Source organism: Bradyrhizobium sp. SPXBL-04 (genome assembly GCF_051853035.1).
GTDB classification, from domain to species: domain Bacteria; phylum Pseudomonadota; class Alphaproteobacteria; order Rhizobiales; family Xanthobacteraceae; genus Bradyrhizobium; species Bradyrhizobium zhanjiangense.
The window spans coordinates 3,294,428-3,310,812 of record NZ_CP182472.1 but is presented as its reverse complement, the minus strand read 5'-3'; the positions used below and the strand labels follow the sequence as shown (position 1 = coordinate 3,310,812).

The window sequence follows — 16,385 nt, the reverse complement described above, 5'->3', positions numbered from 1 at the left end:
TGCCAAAGCTGAAGCGCCCGATCCGGTCGATCGGGCCTTTTGCGCATCCGGCCGCATCTTTGCCGGATAGCAGGACCACTGTCGTGCGCGGTCATCCCGGGACTCTGCGCATGATCGCACGCCTCCTGTTGCAGAACACGATCTTCGTCGTCGGCATGGGCGCGTTGCTGTTCGCGTCCGCTGGAACGCTGCACTGGCCTTCGGCCTGGGTGCTCCTCGTCACCTCCGCCCTGCTCGGTCCGCTCTGCGGCTGGTGGCTCTACCGGATCGATCCGGCTCTGCTCGCCGAACGTCTGCGGCCGGTCCTGCAACGGGATCAGCCCGCCGCCGACAAAATGTTCATGACGGTCTTTGTCGTGGCGATGCTGGCCTGGCTGTGCGCGATGGGCCTCGACCGGCGCATTCAATCCTCCGAGATGCCGGTTGCGTTCCAGGTCCTCGGCCTCGTGCTGTTCCTGGCCTCGACACTGTTCACGATGTGGATCTTCCGCGAGAACTCGTTCGCCGCGCCCGTGGTGAAGCTGCAAACCGAGCGCGCGCAGCACGTGATCTCGACCGGTCCCTACGCCTATGTCCGCCATCCCATGTACAGCGGCATGGTCCTGTTCTTCACCGGCGTGCCGTTGTTGCTTGGGTCGTGGTGGGGACTTGCGATGATACCGCTCTTCATTGCCTTGTTCGCGGTCCGCATCCCTATCGAGGAGCGCACCTTGCGCGAGGGCCTTCCAGGCTATGCCGACTATGCGGCGCGGGTGCGCTACCGCCTGGTGCCGGGCGTTTGGTGAGGGCAGATCACTCTCCCGTCTGAGCCGGCTAAGCATCCAGTTCGCGATAGCGGCGGAAGATGCCCTGCTCGTTGAAGGCAATGCGGCGGTCGCTGTCGAGATAGGCCTTGATGTTGGGCCGTGCGGCGATGCGGTCGTGCAGGCCGACGAGGCCCGGGATATCTATCTCGAACGCCTTCATGCGCTTGGGGAAGGCATAGCGGAGCCCCGCGACGATCTGGAACAGCGAGAGATCGACATAGGTCAGTCTGCGTCCCGTGACATAGGTGCCGCCACTCTCGGTGAGAAGCTGCTCGAAATAGCCGAGATATTTCGGCACGCGCTCGCTCCAGAAATCGGCGGTGCGCTTCTTCGCCGGCGGCTTCTGGTCCTCGTAATAGAGCGAGGGCCCGAGCGGGTGATGGGTGTCGTGGATCTCGACGACGAGGTCGGTGATGGTGAGCTGGAGCTGGTGCACCCAAAGCCTGCCGCCTTCGGTCTTCGGCGCAAGACCATGGCGGGCGCCGAGATAGAGCAGGATGTTGGCGGTCTGGCCGATGACGAGCTTGCCCGCCTTCAGGAATGGCGGGGCGAAGGGCGGCGTGCCCCCATGCGCGTCCATCATCTTTATCATCGCAGCTGTCCCGCGCTGTCCGCGCGCGACATCGACGTAGGCGGCGCCCGCTTCCTCCAGCGCCAGCCGCACATATTCGCCGCGGCCCTGGATCTCGGGCCAGTAATAGAGCTCGTATTTCATGGGAGGAGTCCGTGAGCGTTGCGGGCGACGGGACCAATGTAACACGTAGCCGAAAGTTCCGTCGGAGTGAGACGGAGCGGCGGTACCACACACTCCGTCATTGCGAGGAGCCCTTGCGACGAAGCAATCCAGACTGTCTCCGCGGAGAGATTCTGGATTGCTTCGTCGCTTCAGCGCAAAATTGCTTCGCAATTTTGTCGCTACGCTCCTCGCAATGATGGAAGAGACAGCTCGCGCCTCAATTCGCCGCGAAACAATACAGCAGGCCGTCGCCGCCTGTGCTCTTCAGATCGGCCTGCGAGCAGCCGCCGTCGGGACCGCGCGAGGGGTGAGAGCTGTTCCAAGATTTCGAAGGCTCGTCGTCGCGCAGACCCCGTCGATCGAGATGGCCGACCATTGCGGCGCCTTGCGTGCTCGATGTCCAGTTCTTGCAGGTGCGATCGTCCGGACCGGCAAACGCGGTGCCGTCTGGTTGCGATCCCGTGAGCACGTCATGCCGGTTTGGCTGGTCGCCAACACCATTGATCCCCTCGCCCTTCTCGCTGAGCGCGGTCTGCTTGGTGAGGTTGTTGGCCGCGCCGTGCAGGTCGGCAACATCCCTGGCGATCACCGCGCCCTTGGCGTTCTGCCACGGTCCCTTGCCGATGCGATCCCGGGCGTTGACCGCCGGCTTGCCGTCCGCCGCCTGTGTCGAGAGATAGGCGCGCCAGGTCTTGGTGCCGGCGCCCGCGGCTTGTGCAAGCTTCTGGCATTGCGCGTCGGCTCCCTCGAGGCCGCCGAGATCGGCACCCTTGCCGGGGCCGTTGGACGTCACGAAGAATGTCATGTCGGCCGATTGCGCCTGCGCCGATGGCGCCGCAAGCAAGGCCATTGCGAGCGCGAGGCCTGAAATCGTCACGGATCTCTCGGTGCGGATCATGTTGTCCTCCGGTTGTGCTTGTCGTTGGCCGCCTGATTTCAACCCAACGCACGCCCGCTTATTCCGATGCGGCGATGCGGGGTACCCAAAAGAAGAGGCGCCCAAAAGAAAAAGGCGCCGTGCGGGAGCACGACGCCTTGGTTCCTCGTGTCGCAAGCGATCAGTTGGTCTGCTGGATCGCCGACAATTCCCAGCCGGTGCTCGGCCGGCGGGCGAACGTCCAGATCTCGGTCGCCTCGCCCGGCTGCTCGCTACCGGCAACGACTGCGCCGGTGTTGCGGTCGACCGTCTTGTCGATGAGCCCGAAGCGCAGCGCCACCGTGGCGTAGTCGGTCTCGCCTTCACGCCAGGCTTCCGCGAGGTCGCCCTGCAACAGCTTGACGTTGGTCACCTTGTTGACGACGTTGCGCGAACGGTTCTGGGCCAGATCCTGCTCGAAATAGGAGACCATCTCAGGCGTCGCGAGCGTGTGCAGCTTGGTCACGTCCTCGTTCGACCAGGCGGTCTGGATTTCGCCGAGCAGGCGCTCGAACGCCTCATAGTCGTCGGGCTTGATCTCGAGCGGCGCGCTGTTGGCGCCGAAGCCGAAGCCACCAAGACCACTGCGATAGTTCGGCTGCGGTCCCTGACCTGCGCCCGCATTAGCATTGGCATAGGCCGCCTGCGGCGTGTGGCGGCGTTGCCACCAGGACATCGCCAGCCGCACCACGAGCACCACCAGCGCGATCTGAATGATCAGGCCCAGGATCGAGGACAGGCCGCCGAGGCCGCCAAACAGGCCGCCGCCGAACAGCATGCCGAGCAGGCCGGCGCCGAGGAAGCCGGCCGCAAGGCCGCCCAGGAAGCCGCCGCCGCGGCCGAACAGGCCGCCGCGCGCCGGCGCGGTCGCGGCCGAATTCATGCCTGCGCCCGGCTGGGTGTAGGTGCGGTTGAACTGCGAGGCCGAGCCCGGCGCAGTCGTGGTCGACGGCGGCGCCGAATAGGTGCGCGAGCCGCGCGAACCCGACGAGAAGCCGCCGCCGACGCGGGCGTCAGCGGACGAGATCGCCAGTGCAGTCGGCAGCGCAAGCGCCAGCACGACGGCAATGGTCTTGAAGAGACTGCGGGAGCGTTGCGAGAAAGTCATGTGCGTTTCCCAAATCCCCGGCATGGGGACGTGCGCTTAAGATGGGCAGACTTCCCGAAAAGTGAAGCCGATTTCGGAACCTATTGCTGCGGCCCTCAGTCGCGGGGATGTGGCAAAATCCCATATTTGGCGGGGGTTTGGCCGCATTTGGCGGGGGTTTGGCCGCGCGGGGAACCGAGGTCGCGGGATACCGGCGCCTTTGCGACGGGATTTCCGCTTTTTCCTCGCCATTGCGAGCGCAGCTCTCCCACCACGTCATTGCGACGAGCCCTTGCGACGAAGCAATCCAGGCTCTTTCCAAAGAGACAGTCTGGACTGCTTCGCGGAGCCTGTCATCGGGCCGCGCTTTGCGCGGACCCGGTGGCTCGCAATGACGGTGTTGAAGCAGTCGCGCGCATACACTCCCGATGTCGTCCTGGCGAAAGCCAGGACCCATTACCCCGAGAGGCAATTTGGCGAAAGCTGGTCGTTCGGGATTGGCAGCGTGCGCAACCGAGAGATCACGCGGTATGGGTCCTGGCTTTCGCCAGGACGACGGCCGAGGTTGTCGCGCGTCAGTGCAATCTCTCGGGCACAACGCTCACCCCGCCTTCGTCATCGTCTCCTTCACCGCCGCCACGAGCTGGCTGAGCGTAAACGGTTTTGGCAGGAAGTCGAACTGCTGGCCCTCGGGGAGGCTCTTCTCGAACGCATCCTCGGCGTAGCCGGAAACGAAGATGAATTTGATGTCCGGGTTCTTCTCCCGCATCGCCTTCAGCAGCGTCGGGCCGTCCATCTCCGGCATTACCACGTCGGAGACGACGAGATCGATCGCGCCGCTCTCCTCCTCCAGCACCTCCATGGCCTCGACGCCGTTCTCGGCCTCGACCACGGTGTAGCCGCGCGAGCGCAGGCCACGCGCGTTCAGGGCGCGCAGGCCCTCCTCGTCCTCGACCAAGAGGATGGTGCCCTGCCCGGTGAGATCGGTGCGCGGCTTGGCCTCGGCCGCCGGTGTGGCCTCCTTCGCGGCGCCATTGACCGCGCTGACCAAAGCTGCGGGCTGCTCGACCTGCACCTCCGGCTCAGCATGATGGCGCGGCAGGAAGATATGGAACGAGGTGCCCTGCCCCGGTTCGGAATCGACATAGATGAAACCGCCGGTCTGCTTGACGATGCCGTAGACGGTGGAAAGCCCGAGCCCGGTACCCTTGCCCACCTCTTTCGTCGAGAAGAACGGCTCGAAGATCTTGTCGCGGATGTCGGCGGGGATGCCAGTGCCGGTGTCGGCGACCTCGATCCGGACATAGTCGGCGGCCGGCATGCCCTTGTAGGCGAGCTTGCCCGCGTCTTCGGTGCTGACGTTTAAGGTGCGGATGATCAGCTTGCCACCATCAGGCATAGCGTCGCGCGCGTTCACCGCGAGATTGACGATCACCTGCTCGAACTGGGAGACGTCGACCTTCACCGGCCAGAGATCGCGGCCGTGGACGAGGTCGAGCTTGACCTTCTCGCCGATCAGCCGGCGCAGCAGCATGGTGAGATCGCTCAAGGCATCGCCGAGATCGAGCACCTGCGGCCGCAGCGTCTGCCGACGCGAAAACGCCAGCAGCTGCCGCACCAGCGTCGCGGCGCGCGTCGCGTTCTGCTTGATCTGCATGATGTCCTGGAACGACGGATCGGTCGGCTTGTGCGCGTTCAGCAGGAAATCGTTCGCCATCATGATGGCGGAGAGCACGTTGTTGAAGTCGTGGGCGATGCCGCCGGCAAGCTGGCCGACCGTCTCCATCTTCTGCGACTGGTTGATCTGGTTCTCCAGCGCGCGCCGCTCGGTGGTCTCGAGCATGTGCACGATGGCGGCTTCCGCCTCGTTCTCGGCCGCATCGACCGGCGTGACGAAGAACTGGCCCCAGCGCTCCTTGGTCCCCTCCAAGGCGACCTCGACCGGCGCGATGTCGGCCTGGCCTTCGGCGGCCTGGTTGATGGCCGCGATCAACAGGTGCCGATCGCGCGAATTGACCGCGCGGAAGATCGACTTGGAGGCGCTCTCGAGCCCGAGCGCCTGCCCGAGCTTGGCGTAGCGCGCATTCGCGCGCACGACGTTGCCGCCGCGGTCGACGGTCGCAATCGCCATCGGCGTGTGGTCGAAGAAGCGCATGAAGCGCACTTCGGCGGCGCGGTCGGGATCGCTGCGCTCGTCGCGGGCGCGGCTGATCACGAGCGTGCGCGACGGCCCCGGCGCACCGTCGGCGCCGAAGGCGAGCTTGTGATAGAGCCGCACCGGCATGGTCCTGCCCGTGCGCATGCGCAGGTCGATGTCGAAGACCTCGGTCTTCACCTCGCCCGGCACCGCCACGATCGAGGTCAATAGCGAGGCGCCGTCGCCGGAGACGATGTCGGTGAGCTTCAATCCACCCGAGCCGATCTCGGCGAGGTCGTAGTCCAGCCAGTTCGCCAGCGTCGCGTTGACATAGGCGAGCTCGCCGGCCGGATTGACCGAGAAGAAGCCGCAAGGCGCGTGATCGAGATATTCGATGGCGTGCTGGAGCTCCTGGAACACGTCTTCCTGGCGCTCGCGGTCGCGGGTGATATCGGCGATCGACCACACCGCATATTTCGCCTCGCGCTTGCCGGTGCCGAGCGGGCGCACCCGCATGCGCAGCCAGCGGCCCTGATTGCCGTCCTGGCCGGAGATGCGCACCTCCTCCTGCTGCCGCTTGCCCTCGCGGGCGGCTTTGAGCAGGCGGAACACGGCTTCGGAGACGTCAGGGTTGCCGATGAAGACGCGCTCGACGGGACGCACGTCCTGTGGGCCGGTGGCGCCGGTCAGCGTCAGATAGGCCGCATTGGAATAGACCACATGCCCGCGCGCATCGGTGACCGCGAGCCCGTCGAACGAGTGATCGGAGATGCGGGCAATGATGGGATCGTCGAGATTACGGTCGGCGAAGCGGATAATGCCGGCGGCGAAGGCGAACAAGTTGAACAGGCCGACCATCGCCAGCACGGCGAGGATGCCGAGGATATAGGGCTGCGCCTGCGCGCGCCCGAGCGTCATCAGCCCGACGGCGACCGCGACGAGGCCGGCGGCCACCAGCAGCACCAGCGCGATGCTACCCGAGCGCGGCGACGGCTCGTGCGCCGCTACGGGCTCGCGTGTGAGGTCGTGGTCGGTCTCAGCAGTCATCTCAAGCTGGCGCAGCCTGTCGGCAGAGAATCAACGCGCTACGGCGCGCACGGGGTCCTCCCTGCCTGAATCGGACCCAAAGGTGCAAGAGCGGCAGCAGCGAAAGGTACGCTGATTCCCAGATTACGGCCATGTCCGGTACTTTTCCGGCATTTTATCCCCGCCCGGCGCCGAATCCGCGCTTCAGCCGCATGACGTAGCCGATGACTTCGGCGACCGCATGGTAGTGCTCGGTCGGGATTTCCTGGTCGATGTCGACGGTGGCGTAGAGCGCGCGGGCGAGCGGCACGTTCTCGACGATGGGAATATCGTGCTCGCGCGCGATCTCCCGGATCTTGAAAGCGAGGTTGTCGACACCTTTGGCGACGCAGATCGGCGCCGACATGCCGCGCTCGTAAGACAGCGCCACCGAATAGTGGGTCGGGTTGGTGATGATCACGGAGGCCTTGGGAACCGCCGCCATCATGCGCTTCTTGGCGCGCTGCTGTCGGAGTTGCCTGATTTTGCCCTTGATATGGGGGTCGCCTTCGGACTGCTTGAACTCTTCCTTGATCTCCTGGAGCGACATCTTCTGCCGCTGGAACCAGCTGCGGTACTGGAAGAAATAGTCGGCGATGGCGACGATCGCGAGCGCCGCCACCACCGCGCCGAGCAGGTGGATGGTCATGCTGGTGGTGGCGCCGAGCATCGCGGCCGGATCGAGCTTGACCATCGCCTCCATGCGATGGCGCTCCGGCCACAGGATCATGGTCATGACCACGCTGAGCGCGATCAGCTTGCCGAGGCCTTTCAGGAAGTTCGTCGCCGCCTGCTTGCCGAAGATGCGCTTGAAGCCGGCGCCGGGCGAGATCTTGTTGAATTTGGGTTTCAGGGATTCGGCCGACCACACCAGACGGTGCTGGAGCATGTTGCCGGCAATCGCCGCCAGCACCAGCATCAAGAGGGGCACGCCAATCGCCGCAAGCACGGCGAACTCGATCTGCTGCATCAGCGCGAGCAGAGCCTTGCCGTCGGTCTTGATCATCCAGGAATTGGCGAGCAGGTTGCGCATCGGCGTCAGCAGCCCGCTGCCGACCGAGCCCGAGAAGGTCGAGACCACGAGCGTGCCGCCCGCCATCATGAACCAGGTGTTGATCTCCTGGCTCTTGGCGACGTCGCCGCGTTCGAGCGCATCGTCGAGGCGCTTTTGCGTCGGGTCTTCTGTTTGACTCTCTGGATCGTTGTCTTCCGCCATCGATCACCTATTTGAGCGGCATCATCTGGTGCATGACACCGATGAAATAGTCGAGAAACGTACCCATCATCGCCGTGAGCACCACGGCGAGGACCAGAAAGCCCGCGAAGATCGAGAGCGGCACGCCGACGAAATAGACCTGCATCTGCGGCATCAGCCGCGCCAGCACACCTAGCCCGATGTTGAAGACGAGGCCGAACACCAGAAACGGTCCGGAGAGTTGCAAGCCCAGGCGGAACGCGGCTGCAAAGGCCCGCGTTGCCAGCGAGGCGATGTCGCCGCTCGAGACGGTCTCGCCCGGCGAGAAGATCTTGTAACTGTCGTTCAGCGCCGCGATCACCAGATGGTGGCTGTCGGTGGCAAACAACAAGGTCACGCCCAGCATGGTCAGGAAATTGCCGACGAGCACGCCCTGCTGTCCCTGCGTCGGATCGACCGAGGTGACGAAGCCGAGCCCCATCTGCTGCGCGATCACGGAGCCGGCGACCTGCAGGGCCGAGAGCGTCACACGGGCGGTCGCGCCCAGCACGATGCCGATCGCGATCTCATGCAGCATCAGGACCAGGAGCGGCGCGAGCGAGCCCATGTCGACCTGATAGGCATTGCGGTGCAGGGGCAGGATGATCAGCGTGAGCAGCAGCGCGATCGACAGCTTGATCCGCGTCGGGATGTTGGTCTCACCCAGGCCCGGCAGCAGCATCACCATCGCACCGACCCGGGCGAAGGCGAGCATGAAGGAAGCGGCGAGCGCCGGCAGCAGCGAGACGTCGATGCGCATAGTTTACGCATCTTGCCTCAGCCGCCGATGATTCGCGACGAGATCCGCAGCATGTGGGCGTGGAGCGAGTCGGCCATGAACGGCAGCGTCAACAGCATCGTGGCGAAGATGGCCAGGATCTTCGGCACGTAGATCAGCGTCTGCTCCTGGATCTGCGTCAGGGCTTGGAACAGCGATACGATGACGCCGACCACGAGGCCGACCACCATCAGCGGCGACGACACGATCACGATGGTCCAGATCGCATCGCGCGCGACGTCGAGGGTTTCGGGTCCGGTCATTGCAAACTTCCTTTATTCGTTCCTCGCCTCCTCACGCGCTTGAAGCGGTGCGAAGACCTATCTCCGTCATTGCGAGCGAAGCGAAGCAATCCAGACTGGCGCCTGCGGAAAGACTCTGGATTGCTTCGCTTCGCTCGCAATGACGATTGGGGCGAGCGCCATTCCCAAATCAGATCGGCATCTTCATGATGTCTTCATAGGCCGCGATCACGCGATCGCGGACCGAGACCAGCGTGGACACCGCGACATCGGTGTCGGCGACCGCCGTCACAACGTCCATCACGTTGGCCTTGCCGGCGGCCATCGCCACCGTCTGCGCATCGGACTTGCGGCCGGACTCCATGACGCTGCCGACAGCGTCTTTCAGCAGCGAAGCGAAGGATTGTCCGCTGGGCTCGCTGCCCTTGCCGGCGCCGCTATTCTCCAGCACGCGGGCGAGATTAGCGTAAGCATTGGCGGCGATTGTCGGTGATGCCATGGCTCAAATGTCCTGTTCAGCTCTTGAGGATGTCGAGCGTGCGCTGGATCATCCGGCGCGTCGCACTGATGATGTTGAGATTGGCCTCGTAGGATCGCTGCGCATCGCGCATGTCGGTCATCTCGACCACCGAATTCACGTTGGGATATTTGACGTTGCCGCTCGCATCCGCGGCCGGATTGTTCGGCTCGTATTTGACGCGGAAGCTGGACTGGTCGGGCTTGATCCTGCCGAGGGTGACGACCTGCGCCTCGAGCGTGCGGTCGAGCGCGGAAGAAAAGGTCGGCACCTTGCGCCGGTAGGGATCGCCGCCTGATGTCTGCGAGGTCGAATCCGCGTTCGCGATGTTCTCCGAGATCACCCGCATGCGCCCGGCCTGGGCCCGCAGGCCGGAGGTCGCGATCGCCATCGAGCGGGCAAAGTCGCTGCTGTCATTCGCCATGACGGGGCTCCTCTAGGTCTAGCCCTTGCCGATCGCGGTCTTGAGCAGATGCAGGCTCTTCGAATAGAGCGAGGTCGCCGCCGCGTAGTCCATCTGGTTGCTGGCGGCCTTCATCATCTCCTCTTCGAGATTGACGGCGTTGCCCGCAGGACGGGTCTCAAAACCCGCATTCTTGTTCTGGTCGAATGCGGAAGCCGCGCCTGACGGCGTCATGTGGGAGGCGCTGGTGCGGACAAGGGCCAGAAGCCCCATCGAGCCCGTGACGGCGCCGGTCTTGTCGAGCTTCGGCTCGACCAGGTCGCGCGGCCGGAACTTGGGGGTATCGGAGTTGGAGACGTTCTCGGACAGCACGCGCTGGCGCTCCTGGTGCCACTGCATCTTGGTCCGAAGCGCCGACAGCACCGGGAGGTCGTTGATGGACATCGTTGCGGCTCCTTCCGCCCCTTCCGGACCTTGAGGTCCGAAGCTAGGCAGAATTTGCCGCCTGTATGGTTAACAGCTGGTTAAAGATGTCACGGGCACTTGTTCCCCGATGGGACACGATATGCGCGCGTTGTGATTCGACGCTGCCAAAAGTGGCATTAACCCAACCGTTTGGCGGCGCGTATACAGGCCAAGAAGTCGTTTTGGATCGAGCGATTCATAGGTTATTAAGAGTTGGGGACGGCAAAACTTGCCGTGGAACATTAAGAGATCGCAGTTTGGGGCATCGTAGGCCGGTGGTTGGCGCGTCTGACCACGGGCACGAGAAAAGCGCCATTTGTCGGGGACAAGTATGCAAGGCAGCCCTATCACCTTCATCGTCGCGTTCATCGTCGTTCTGGCGTTGATCGGCGTCGCTGCATGGCTGGTTCGCCGATTCGCCGGCAGCCGGCTGGGCGCCAACACCCAGCGCGGCAGGATGCCTCGGCTCGCCGTGATCGATGCCGCCGCCGTCGACGGCCGGCGCCGCCTGGTGCTGGTCCGGCGTGACAATGTCGAGCATCTCCTCATGATCGGCGGCCCGACGGACATCGTCGTCGAGCCCAACATCGTTCGCGCCGCGTCCAGCCGCGACCAGCTTCCGCAGCGTCCCAGCGCCGCGGAACCGCCGCGCCTCGCCCCCATGCCCGATTCCGGCGGCTGGGCCGACGAAGCGCCGCGACCCGAGCTGCTGGATCATCCCGAGCCACACACGCCCGAGCCGCCGCCGCGGCCCGCGCGCCCGTCCTTCGCCGATGAAGTGCGCCGGCCTGCGCCCGCTTTGGCCGAACGCCGCAGCGAGCCGCCGCTCGCCGGCTTTCCGCCCGAACCGATCGCGCCGCGACCCGAGCGTGAGCCACGGCCCGAGCCGTTGCCGCCGCGCATCGCCCGCGGCGAGCCGCCGCTGATGCCGCGCCCGCCGCGCCAGAGCGAGCCGCCGAAGATGCCGCCGGTGCGCGCCGAGCGCGCAGCCGCGCCGCCGCCTCCCCCCATTCCCCAGGCTCCGCCTGTTCCGCCACCGGCGCCGGCCGCTATCCCCTCGAGCGCCGAGCAGAATCTCGCCGAAATGGCTCAGCGGCTCGAAGCTGCCCTGCGCCGCCCAGCCGGCGAAACGGTCGCCCCTCCGGTTGCGCCGGAGCCGCCGGCCGCTCCCCCGCGCGCGGGACGCAGCGAGCCGCCGGCGCCACCGGCCCCGCCTGCAAAGCCCGCCGCGGAAAAGACCAGCTTTGAAAATCTCGAAGACGAGATGGCCTCGCTGCTCGGCCGTCCGAAGCCGTCTTCGTGAGGTTGCCGGCCCTCCCGCGTAGAGTTCTTTTCCTTTCTGTCCTGGTCGGCGCGGCCTCGCTCGCGAGGCTTGCGCATGCGCAGGACATCAGCATCAATCTCGGCGGCGGCGCTGGCGGTGGCGGCGTTACCGAGCGCGCGATCCAGCTCATCGCCCTGCTCACGATCCTGTCGATCGCGCCGTCGATCCTGATCATGATGACGTCGTTCACGCGCATCGTGGTCGTGCTGTCACTGCTGCGCACCGCGATGGGCACGGCGACCGCGCCGCCGAACTCGGTGATCATTGCGCTCGCGATGTTCCTCACCTTCTTCGTGATGGGGCCGGTCCTGCAGAAATCCTACGACGAGGGCATCCGCCCGCTCGTCGCCAACCAGGTCAGTGTCGAGGACGCACTTCAGCGCGCCTCGGTGCCGTTGCGCGGCTTCATGCAGAAGAACGTGCGCGAGAAGGACCTCAAGCTGTTCCTGGATCTCTCCGGCGAACAGCCGCCGGCGACGCCCGACGATCTCGCACTGCGCATCCTCGTCCCCGCCTTTATGATCTCCGAGCTGAAGCGCGCCTTCGAGATCGGCTTTCTGTTGTTTCTCCCCTTCCTGATCATCGACCTCGTCGTCGCTTCCGTGCTGATGTCGATGGGCATGATGATGCTACCACCTGCAACGATCTCGCTGCCGTTCAAGCTGATCTTCTTCGTCCTGGTCGACGGCTGGTCGCTGGTGGCGGGAAGCCTGGTGCAGAGCTACGGGGGGTGAGGCCGATGCATCCGCAGTCATGCCCCGCGAAGGTGGCATCCTCTCCGCTCCCAGCGATAGCCTCCGGCCCCTCCCCGTCATTGCGAGGAGCTCTTGCGACGAAGCAATCCAGACTGCCGCCGCGGAAAGACTCTGGATTGCTTCGCTGCGCTCGCAATAACGGAGGATGCGGCGCCGTTCCGGGCCGCGCTTCGCGCGGCAGCAGAGCCCTATCGCGTCATCTTGATCTGTCGCACGACCGGAATCGTGGGCAGCGAGCCGGTGTGGTCGGACTCGTCGTTGGCCTGCGGCGCGCTTGGGGCGCGGGCGGTGGCGTCGGGGAAACGCTGCTTCATCTCGCGCAGGAAGCCGTCGAGCGTATCGACGCTGGCAGCCAGCTTGGCGATCTCGGCGAATTCGGCGCTGGAGGCCGCGGCCGGCTTGCTCGCGATGTCGAAGGCGAGACGGTCGGCGCTCTCGCTCATCAGCGGCGCGTATTTCTCGCGGAAGCGTGACAGGCCGATCGAATCGTCGGCGAGCGCGTAACCGACTGCGGCGCGGATGATATCGCTCTTCTCGACCGCATTGAGCGGCTTGAAGTCGCGGAATCGCTCGCCGTAATAGAGCTCGATCTGCTCGGCGGATTCGCGCCAGCGCCGCGCCGCCCAGAAGATGTCGGAGCGCAGGCGGAGCACTTCGCGCCCGGAGACGTTGGAAACGATGTCGAGCGCGAGATCGTGACGTCCGACGTCGCTCTGCGCCCGCCCTTCCAGGAGCAGGCGCTGCTGCCTGAGCTCCCCGGAGAGGTCGCTGATGCGGCTCGCGCGCAGCGCGGTGATCGCCATGTCGGGCTTGCGGTTGGCCAGATAGATCATGGCAAGGCGCGCGGCGACCTGGGCGCGGGCGGCGCCTTCGAGGCGGTGATCGACTTGGTATTGCAGGAGCTCGGCGGCTTGGTCGAGCAGATCGATCGAGGCGAGACGGTCGGCGAGACGGCGGATTAGCTCATCGCCGCGGCGGCCGATCGGCGTGAGCTCGCGGAACTCGTAGAACATCCCGAGCGCCTCGACCGGCGGCAGCTCGTCACCCTTGGGCCCTAGGAAGATCTGCGTGAACAGGTCGGAGGCGAGATCCTGCGCCTGGCGCGAGGCTTCTGCGTTCGGCTGCAGCTTCGTCGCGGTGCGCGCCGCCGTGAGCGCGTCCCGGTAGCGCCCGTTCTCGGCATAGAGCTGCGACAGCATCTGGAGCGTCTTGACCTCGATCGCATCGCCGCGCCAGGTCATCGACAGCGTCTCGAGCTCGCGCAGCGCTTCTTCCTTGCCGATCTCGTCGCGCTTCTGACGCAGCGCGACCTCGAGCTGCTTGGCCTCGGCCGCAGCCGGCCCGTCGCTTGAGGCGACCGCGAATTTGTAGTCGTCGAGCGCATCCTTGTCGTGGCCGAGCGCCTCGGCGAGCCGGCCGCGCAGCACGGCGAAGCCGGGCGCAGCCTCGGGCGAGACCCCGACTACCTCGAGCTCGCTGCGGCGCTTGGAGGCGCCGGCATAGTCCTTCACCTCGAGGGAGGCGCGCATCGCATCCATCGTCACGATGCGCTGGATGTCGAGCGGCAGCGAGGCGATGGCGAATTCGACGTTCTTGAATTTCTCGCGCGCGTCCGCCCATTTGCCCTGGCGCGCATAAGCGAGTGCCTTCCAGAGCTGGGAATCGTGGCTGTTGCCGATCACGGGATTGGCGAGGTCCTTCAGGCCCTGCGCCGGCCGGCCGATCAGGATGTTCGCGATCGCATGCATGATCAGCGCGCCGCTCTCCTCCTTGTTGAGGGGATCGCTCAGCATCACGTCCGTCACGGCCTTGGCCTCGTGATACATGGCGCGCGACATGTAGAACTGCGCGAGGTCGAGCCGCGGCAGCGAACGCAGCGCGGGATCGACCGCCGAGATCGCCGTCATCAGATCGCTCTGGCGCGTCCAGAAATTCTCCGACTGGCCCTTGCGCCAGCCTTCGGGGCTGAAGATCGGCCGCACCGCGGTCGGCGCCCGCTCGGCCGAGATGTCGACCGGCGACAGCGTCAGCCCGCCCTTCTTGCCGAGAATGATCTTGTCGGCGCCGACCTCGACGCCGACCTCGTCGGAGTTCGGCCGGATCGCGATGCCGTGCGCGGATTCCAGCAACGAGAGATCGACCAGGTCCTGCCGCTTGATGAAGCCGCGCACCGGCCGCTGCGCGGTGACGACATAGAGCGTGTCGCCAGCATCGGGATCGGTGAGCTTGTGCAGAACGCCCGGATTGGCGAAGGGGATCGCGATGTTAGCGAGCGCAGGATCGGTGATGTTGCGCGACATCATCAGCGGCAGCGGCGTCGCCTGGATCTTGTCGGCGAGCGTCAGCAGCCAGTTGGTCTCCTTGCCGACCTCCTCGCTCGTCAGCGAATAGACCAGCGGACGGGTGAGGCGGATGCGAACCGCCTGCCCCTTGTCGAGCGGCACGCGACCGACCTCGCCGATCATCGCGCCGCCCTTGGTGCGGATCGCTTCGACATCGATCGGCTTCGGTGTATCGAACACCAGCCAGACCGTGTCGCCGCGGCGGAACGCCGCCGCAGGCGTTGCGACCTGAAGCGGGAACGTCACGAGCAGGCCGTCGCTGTCGCGGCGCGCATCGACGTTGGCAATACCGGACTGCGCCGGCGCCGGCGCAGGAGCAGTCTTGGGAGCTTCCTTGGCAGCTTCCTCGACCGGCTCTTTCGCAGCTTCCTTCACGGCCTCTTGCGGTGCTTCGGCGGGCGCGGGCCTGGCAAGGGCGGCTTCGGCAACGGGCGGCGCCGGCTTGGAGGCTTCCATGGGCGCTGCTGGAGCGTGCGCCGCCTCAGTCGCCGGCGCCGGCTTCGGCGCTTCGATGGCCGGCATCGCGGCGGGCGCTTCCGGCTTCACCTCGGGCTTCACCTCTATCCTGGCTTCGCGCGCGATTGTCTCGGACGTCGGCGCCGCGATCTCGCGATGAGCGTCCTTCGGCTTCTCGGCCGCCGGCTTTTCAGGCGCAGGCGCAGGTCCGTGACCAGCGGGCTTGACCTGCGCGATCGCCGCCTCGGGCGTCGCCGCCGCCCTGCCCCTGTCCGGCTGGAAGGCGATGTCGACGACGTAGTTCTTCTCGTCGCGGAACGAATGCACGTCGGAATCGCCGATCAGCGCGATCTCGACACTGGTCTGGTCGATGTCGGCCTTCTGCTTGATCGAAGCGACGTTCGGCGGCGCGGCGACGACCGCGTCCGCCAGATCGAAATTGAGGTTGGCGTTGAACGCGAGCGTGAGCTTCTGCTCATTGAGCACGGAGGACACGCCGACGCCGTCGGGCATCTCGAACACGAAGCGGACGAAGGTCGGCTGCACCGAGGCGCGGACGCGGATCTGCGGACGCTTCTTGGCCTCGGCGGCGGCGCGCTGCGCACGCAGCGCACGCTCGGCGACGCGGGCGCGCTCGGCCAGTTCCTTGACCACTTCCATCGGCAGGCTCGGCGGCGGCCCCTTCCACCCCTCGGGCAAGAGGTCGATGAAGGTGCGCTCGCCGGCATTCATGGTGTTGACGGTGACCCGGCGCGCCAGCGATAGGCGGATGGCGCCGCCATCGGGATCGCGCCGTGCGGAATTGACATAGTCGGGCGCGCCTTCCGGAACGCGATCGACGGGTACGTCGACGGGCCGATCGAAACGGATCACGAGAATGGAGCCGGCCGTGGTCACCTCGGAGGGAACGTCCTCGCCGAGCTTGATCACGAGACGGGCAAAACCGCCGCCCGCGGAAAAGCTCGCCTCGCCCCTGACGGGATCGGCCGCCCGGGCAGGCGCCGCGAAGCCGATCAGCAGGCAGGCCGCGAGCACGGGCACCTTGCGGACATGACGCAACAATTGCCGCGCCACGGCGCGGGCTCGCGTCAACAATCCAGCGGCAGCCTCTCGCGCCATTGG

General features: G+C 65.7%; 14 protein-coding genes. 3 read left to right on the top strand and 11 right to left on the bottom strand.

What is annotated here, in order from left to right:
- The first annotated feature begins 110 nt into the window (after positions 1 to 110).
- Positions 111 to 785, top strand: coding sequence for a methyltransferase family protein (locus ACNJX8_RS15350; RefSeq protein ID WP_439361266.1), 675 nt, complete (start codon positions 111 to 113; stop codon positions 783 to 785).
- A gap of 28 nt (positions 786 to 813) precedes the next feature.
- Here the strand turns inward: ACNJX8_RS15350 and ACNJX8_RS15345 are convergent, their stop codons facing one another.
- From ACNJX8_RS15345 to flgB, 10 genes are all read right to left on the bottom strand, one after another.
- Complete coding sequence (locus tag ACNJX8_RS15345) at positions 814 to 1,521, bottom strand: glutathione S-transferase (RefSeq protein ID WP_439361265.1); 708 nt, start codon at positions 1,519 to 1,521, stop codon at positions 814 to 816.
- 238 nt (positions 1,522 to 1,759) lie between these two features.
- On the bottom strand, positions 1,760 to 2,440 hold the full coding sequence (locus ACNJX8_RS15340) for a lectin (protein WP_128932839.1): 681 nt from the start codon (positions 2,438 to 2,440) through the stop codon (positions 1,760 to 1,762).
- A gap of 160 nt (positions 2,441 to 2,600) precedes the next feature.
- On the bottom strand, positions 2,601 to 3,590 hold the full coding sequence (locus ACNJX8_RS15335) for a Tim44 domain-containing protein (RefSeq protein ID WP_439361264.1): 990 nt from the start codon (positions 3,588 to 3,590) through the stop codon (positions 2,601 to 2,603).
- A 556-nt stretch (positions 3,591 to 4,146) separates the two neighbouring features.
- Positions 4,147 to 6,729, bottom strand: a complete 2,583-nt coding sequence (cckA, locus tag ACNJX8_RS15330) for a cell cycle histidine kinase CckA (protein ID WP_128932836.1) — start codon at positions 6,727 to 6,729, stop codon at positions 4,147 to 4,149.
- A 154-nt stretch (positions 6,730 to 6,883) separates the two neighbouring features.
- A complete protein-coding gene (gene flhB / locus ACNJX8_RS15325) occupies positions 6,884 to 7,963 on the bottom strand; it encodes a flagellar biosynthesis protein FlhB (RefSeq protein ID WP_439361263.1) in 1,080 nt (359 codons plus the stop codon).
- A gap of 7 nt (positions 7,964 to 7,970) precedes the next feature.
- A complete protein-coding gene (gene fliR, locus ACNJX8_RS15320) occupies positions 7,971 to 8,741 on the bottom strand; it encodes a flagellar biosynthetic protein FliR (RefSeq protein ID WP_091897984.1) in 771 nt (256 codons plus the stop codon).
- 17 nt (positions 8,742 to 8,758) lie between these two features.
- Positions 8,759 to 9,022, bottom strand: coding sequence for a flagellar biosynthesis protein FliQ (gene fliQ, locus ACNJX8_RS15315; protein ID WP_439361262.1), 264 nt, complete (start codon positions 9,020 to 9,022; stop codon positions 8,759 to 8,761).
- Between the two features lie 169 nt (positions 9,023 to 9,191).
- The gene (fliE, locus tag ACNJX8_RS15310) at positions 9,192 to 9,500 is read right to left on the bottom strand and encodes a flagellar hook-basal body complex protein FliE (RefSeq protein WP_122402438.1); all 309 of its coding nucleotides are present in this window, start codon (positions 9,498 to 9,500) and stop codon (positions 9,192 to 9,194) included.
- Between the two features lie 16 nt (positions 9,501 to 9,516).
- Entirely contained in the window at positions 9,517 to 9,942 is a 426-nt protein-coding gene (flgC, locus tag ACNJX8_RS15305; RefSeq protein ID WP_128932833.1) for a flagellar basal body rod protein FlgC, read from the bottom strand.
- An 18-nt stretch (positions 9,943 to 9,960) separates the two neighbouring features.
- On the bottom strand, positions 9,961 to 10,365 hold the full coding sequence (gene flgB, locus ACNJX8_RS15300; protein WP_128932832.1) for a flagellar basal body rod protein FlgB: 405 nt from the start codon (positions 10,363 to 10,365) through the stop codon (positions 9,961 to 9,963).
- 352 nt (positions 10,366 to 10,717) lie between these two features.
- On the opposite strand from flgB, the gene ACNJX8_RS15295 reads away from it, so the two are divergent.
- Positions 10,718 to 11,689, top strand: coding sequence for a flagellar biosynthetic protein FliO (locus ACNJX8_RS15295; protein WP_439361261.1), 972 nt, complete (start codon positions 10,718 to 10,720; stop codon positions 11,687 to 11,689).
- Entirely contained in the window at positions 11,686 to 12,444 is a 759-nt protein-coding gene (gene fliP / locus ACNJX8_RS15290; RefSeq protein ID WP_128932830.1) for a flagellar type III secretion system pore protein FliP, read from the top strand. The genes ACNJX8_RS15295 and fliP overlap by 4 nt, the downstream gene beginning before the upstream one ends.
- 209 nt (positions 12,445 to 12,653) lie before the next feature.
- On the opposite strand, the gene ACNJX8_RS15285 is transcribed toward fliP, so the two are convergent.
- A complete protein-coding gene (locus tag ACNJX8_RS15285) occupies positions 12,654 to 16,382 on the bottom strand; it encodes a tetratricopeptide repeat protein (protein WP_439361260.1) in 3,729 nt (1,242 codons plus the stop codon).
- Between the last annotated feature and the right edge of the window lie 3 nt (positions 16,383 to 16,385).

Excerpts from the sequence above, each read along its gene's own strand:
- ACNJX8_RS15350 (WP_439361266.1), top strand. The coding sequence starts at position 111 with ATGATCGCACGCCTCCTGTTGCAGAACACGATCTTCGTCGTCGGCATG.
- ACNJX8_RS15345 (WP_439361265.1), bottom strand. The coding sequence starts at position 1,521 with ATGAAATACGAGCTCTATTACTGGCCCGAGATCCAGGGCCGCGGCGAA.
- ACNJX8_RS15340 (WP_128932839.1), bottom strand. The coding sequence starts at position 2,440 with ATGATCCGCACCGAGAGATCCGTGACGATTTCAGGCCTCGCGCTCGCA.
- ACNJX8_RS15335 (WP_439361264.1), bottom strand. The coding sequence starts at position 3,590 with ATGCCGGGGATTTGGGAAACGCACATGACTTTCTCGCAACGCTCCCGC.
- cckA (WP_128932836.1), bottom strand. The coding sequence starts at position 6,729 with ATGACTGCTGAGACCGACCACGACCTCACACGCGAGCCCGTAGCGGCG.
- flhB (WP_439361263.1), bottom strand. The coding sequence starts at position 7,963 with ATGGCGGAAGACAACGATCCAGAGAGTCAAACAGAAGACCCGACGCAA.
- fliR (WP_091897984.1), bottom strand. The coding sequence starts at position 8,741 with ATGCGCATCGACGTCTCGCTGCTGCCGGCGCTCGCCGCTTCCTTCATG.
- fliQ (WP_439361262.1), bottom strand. The coding sequence starts at position 9,022 with ATGACCGGACCCGAAACCCTCGACGTCGCGCGCGATGCGATCTGGACC.
- fliE (WP_122402438.1), bottom strand. The coding sequence starts at position 9,500 with ATGGCATCACCGACAATCGCCGCCAATGCTTACGCTAATCTCGCCCGC.
- flgC (WP_128932833.1), bottom strand. The coding sequence starts at position 9,942 with ATGGCGAATGACAGCAGCGACTTTGCCCGCTCGATGGCGATCGCGACC.
- flgB (WP_128932832.1), bottom strand. The coding sequence starts at position 10,365 with ATGTCCATCAACGACCTCCCGGTGCTGTCGGCGCTTCGGACCAAGATG.
- ACNJX8_RS15295 (WP_439361261.1), top strand. The coding sequence starts at position 10,718 with ATGCAAGGCAGCCCTATCACCTTCATCGTCGCGTTCATCGTCGTTCTG.
- ACNJX8_RS15285 (WP_439361260.1), bottom strand. The coding sequence starts at position 16,382 with ATGGCGCGAGAGGCTGCCGCTGGATTGTTGACGCGAGCCCGCGCCGTG.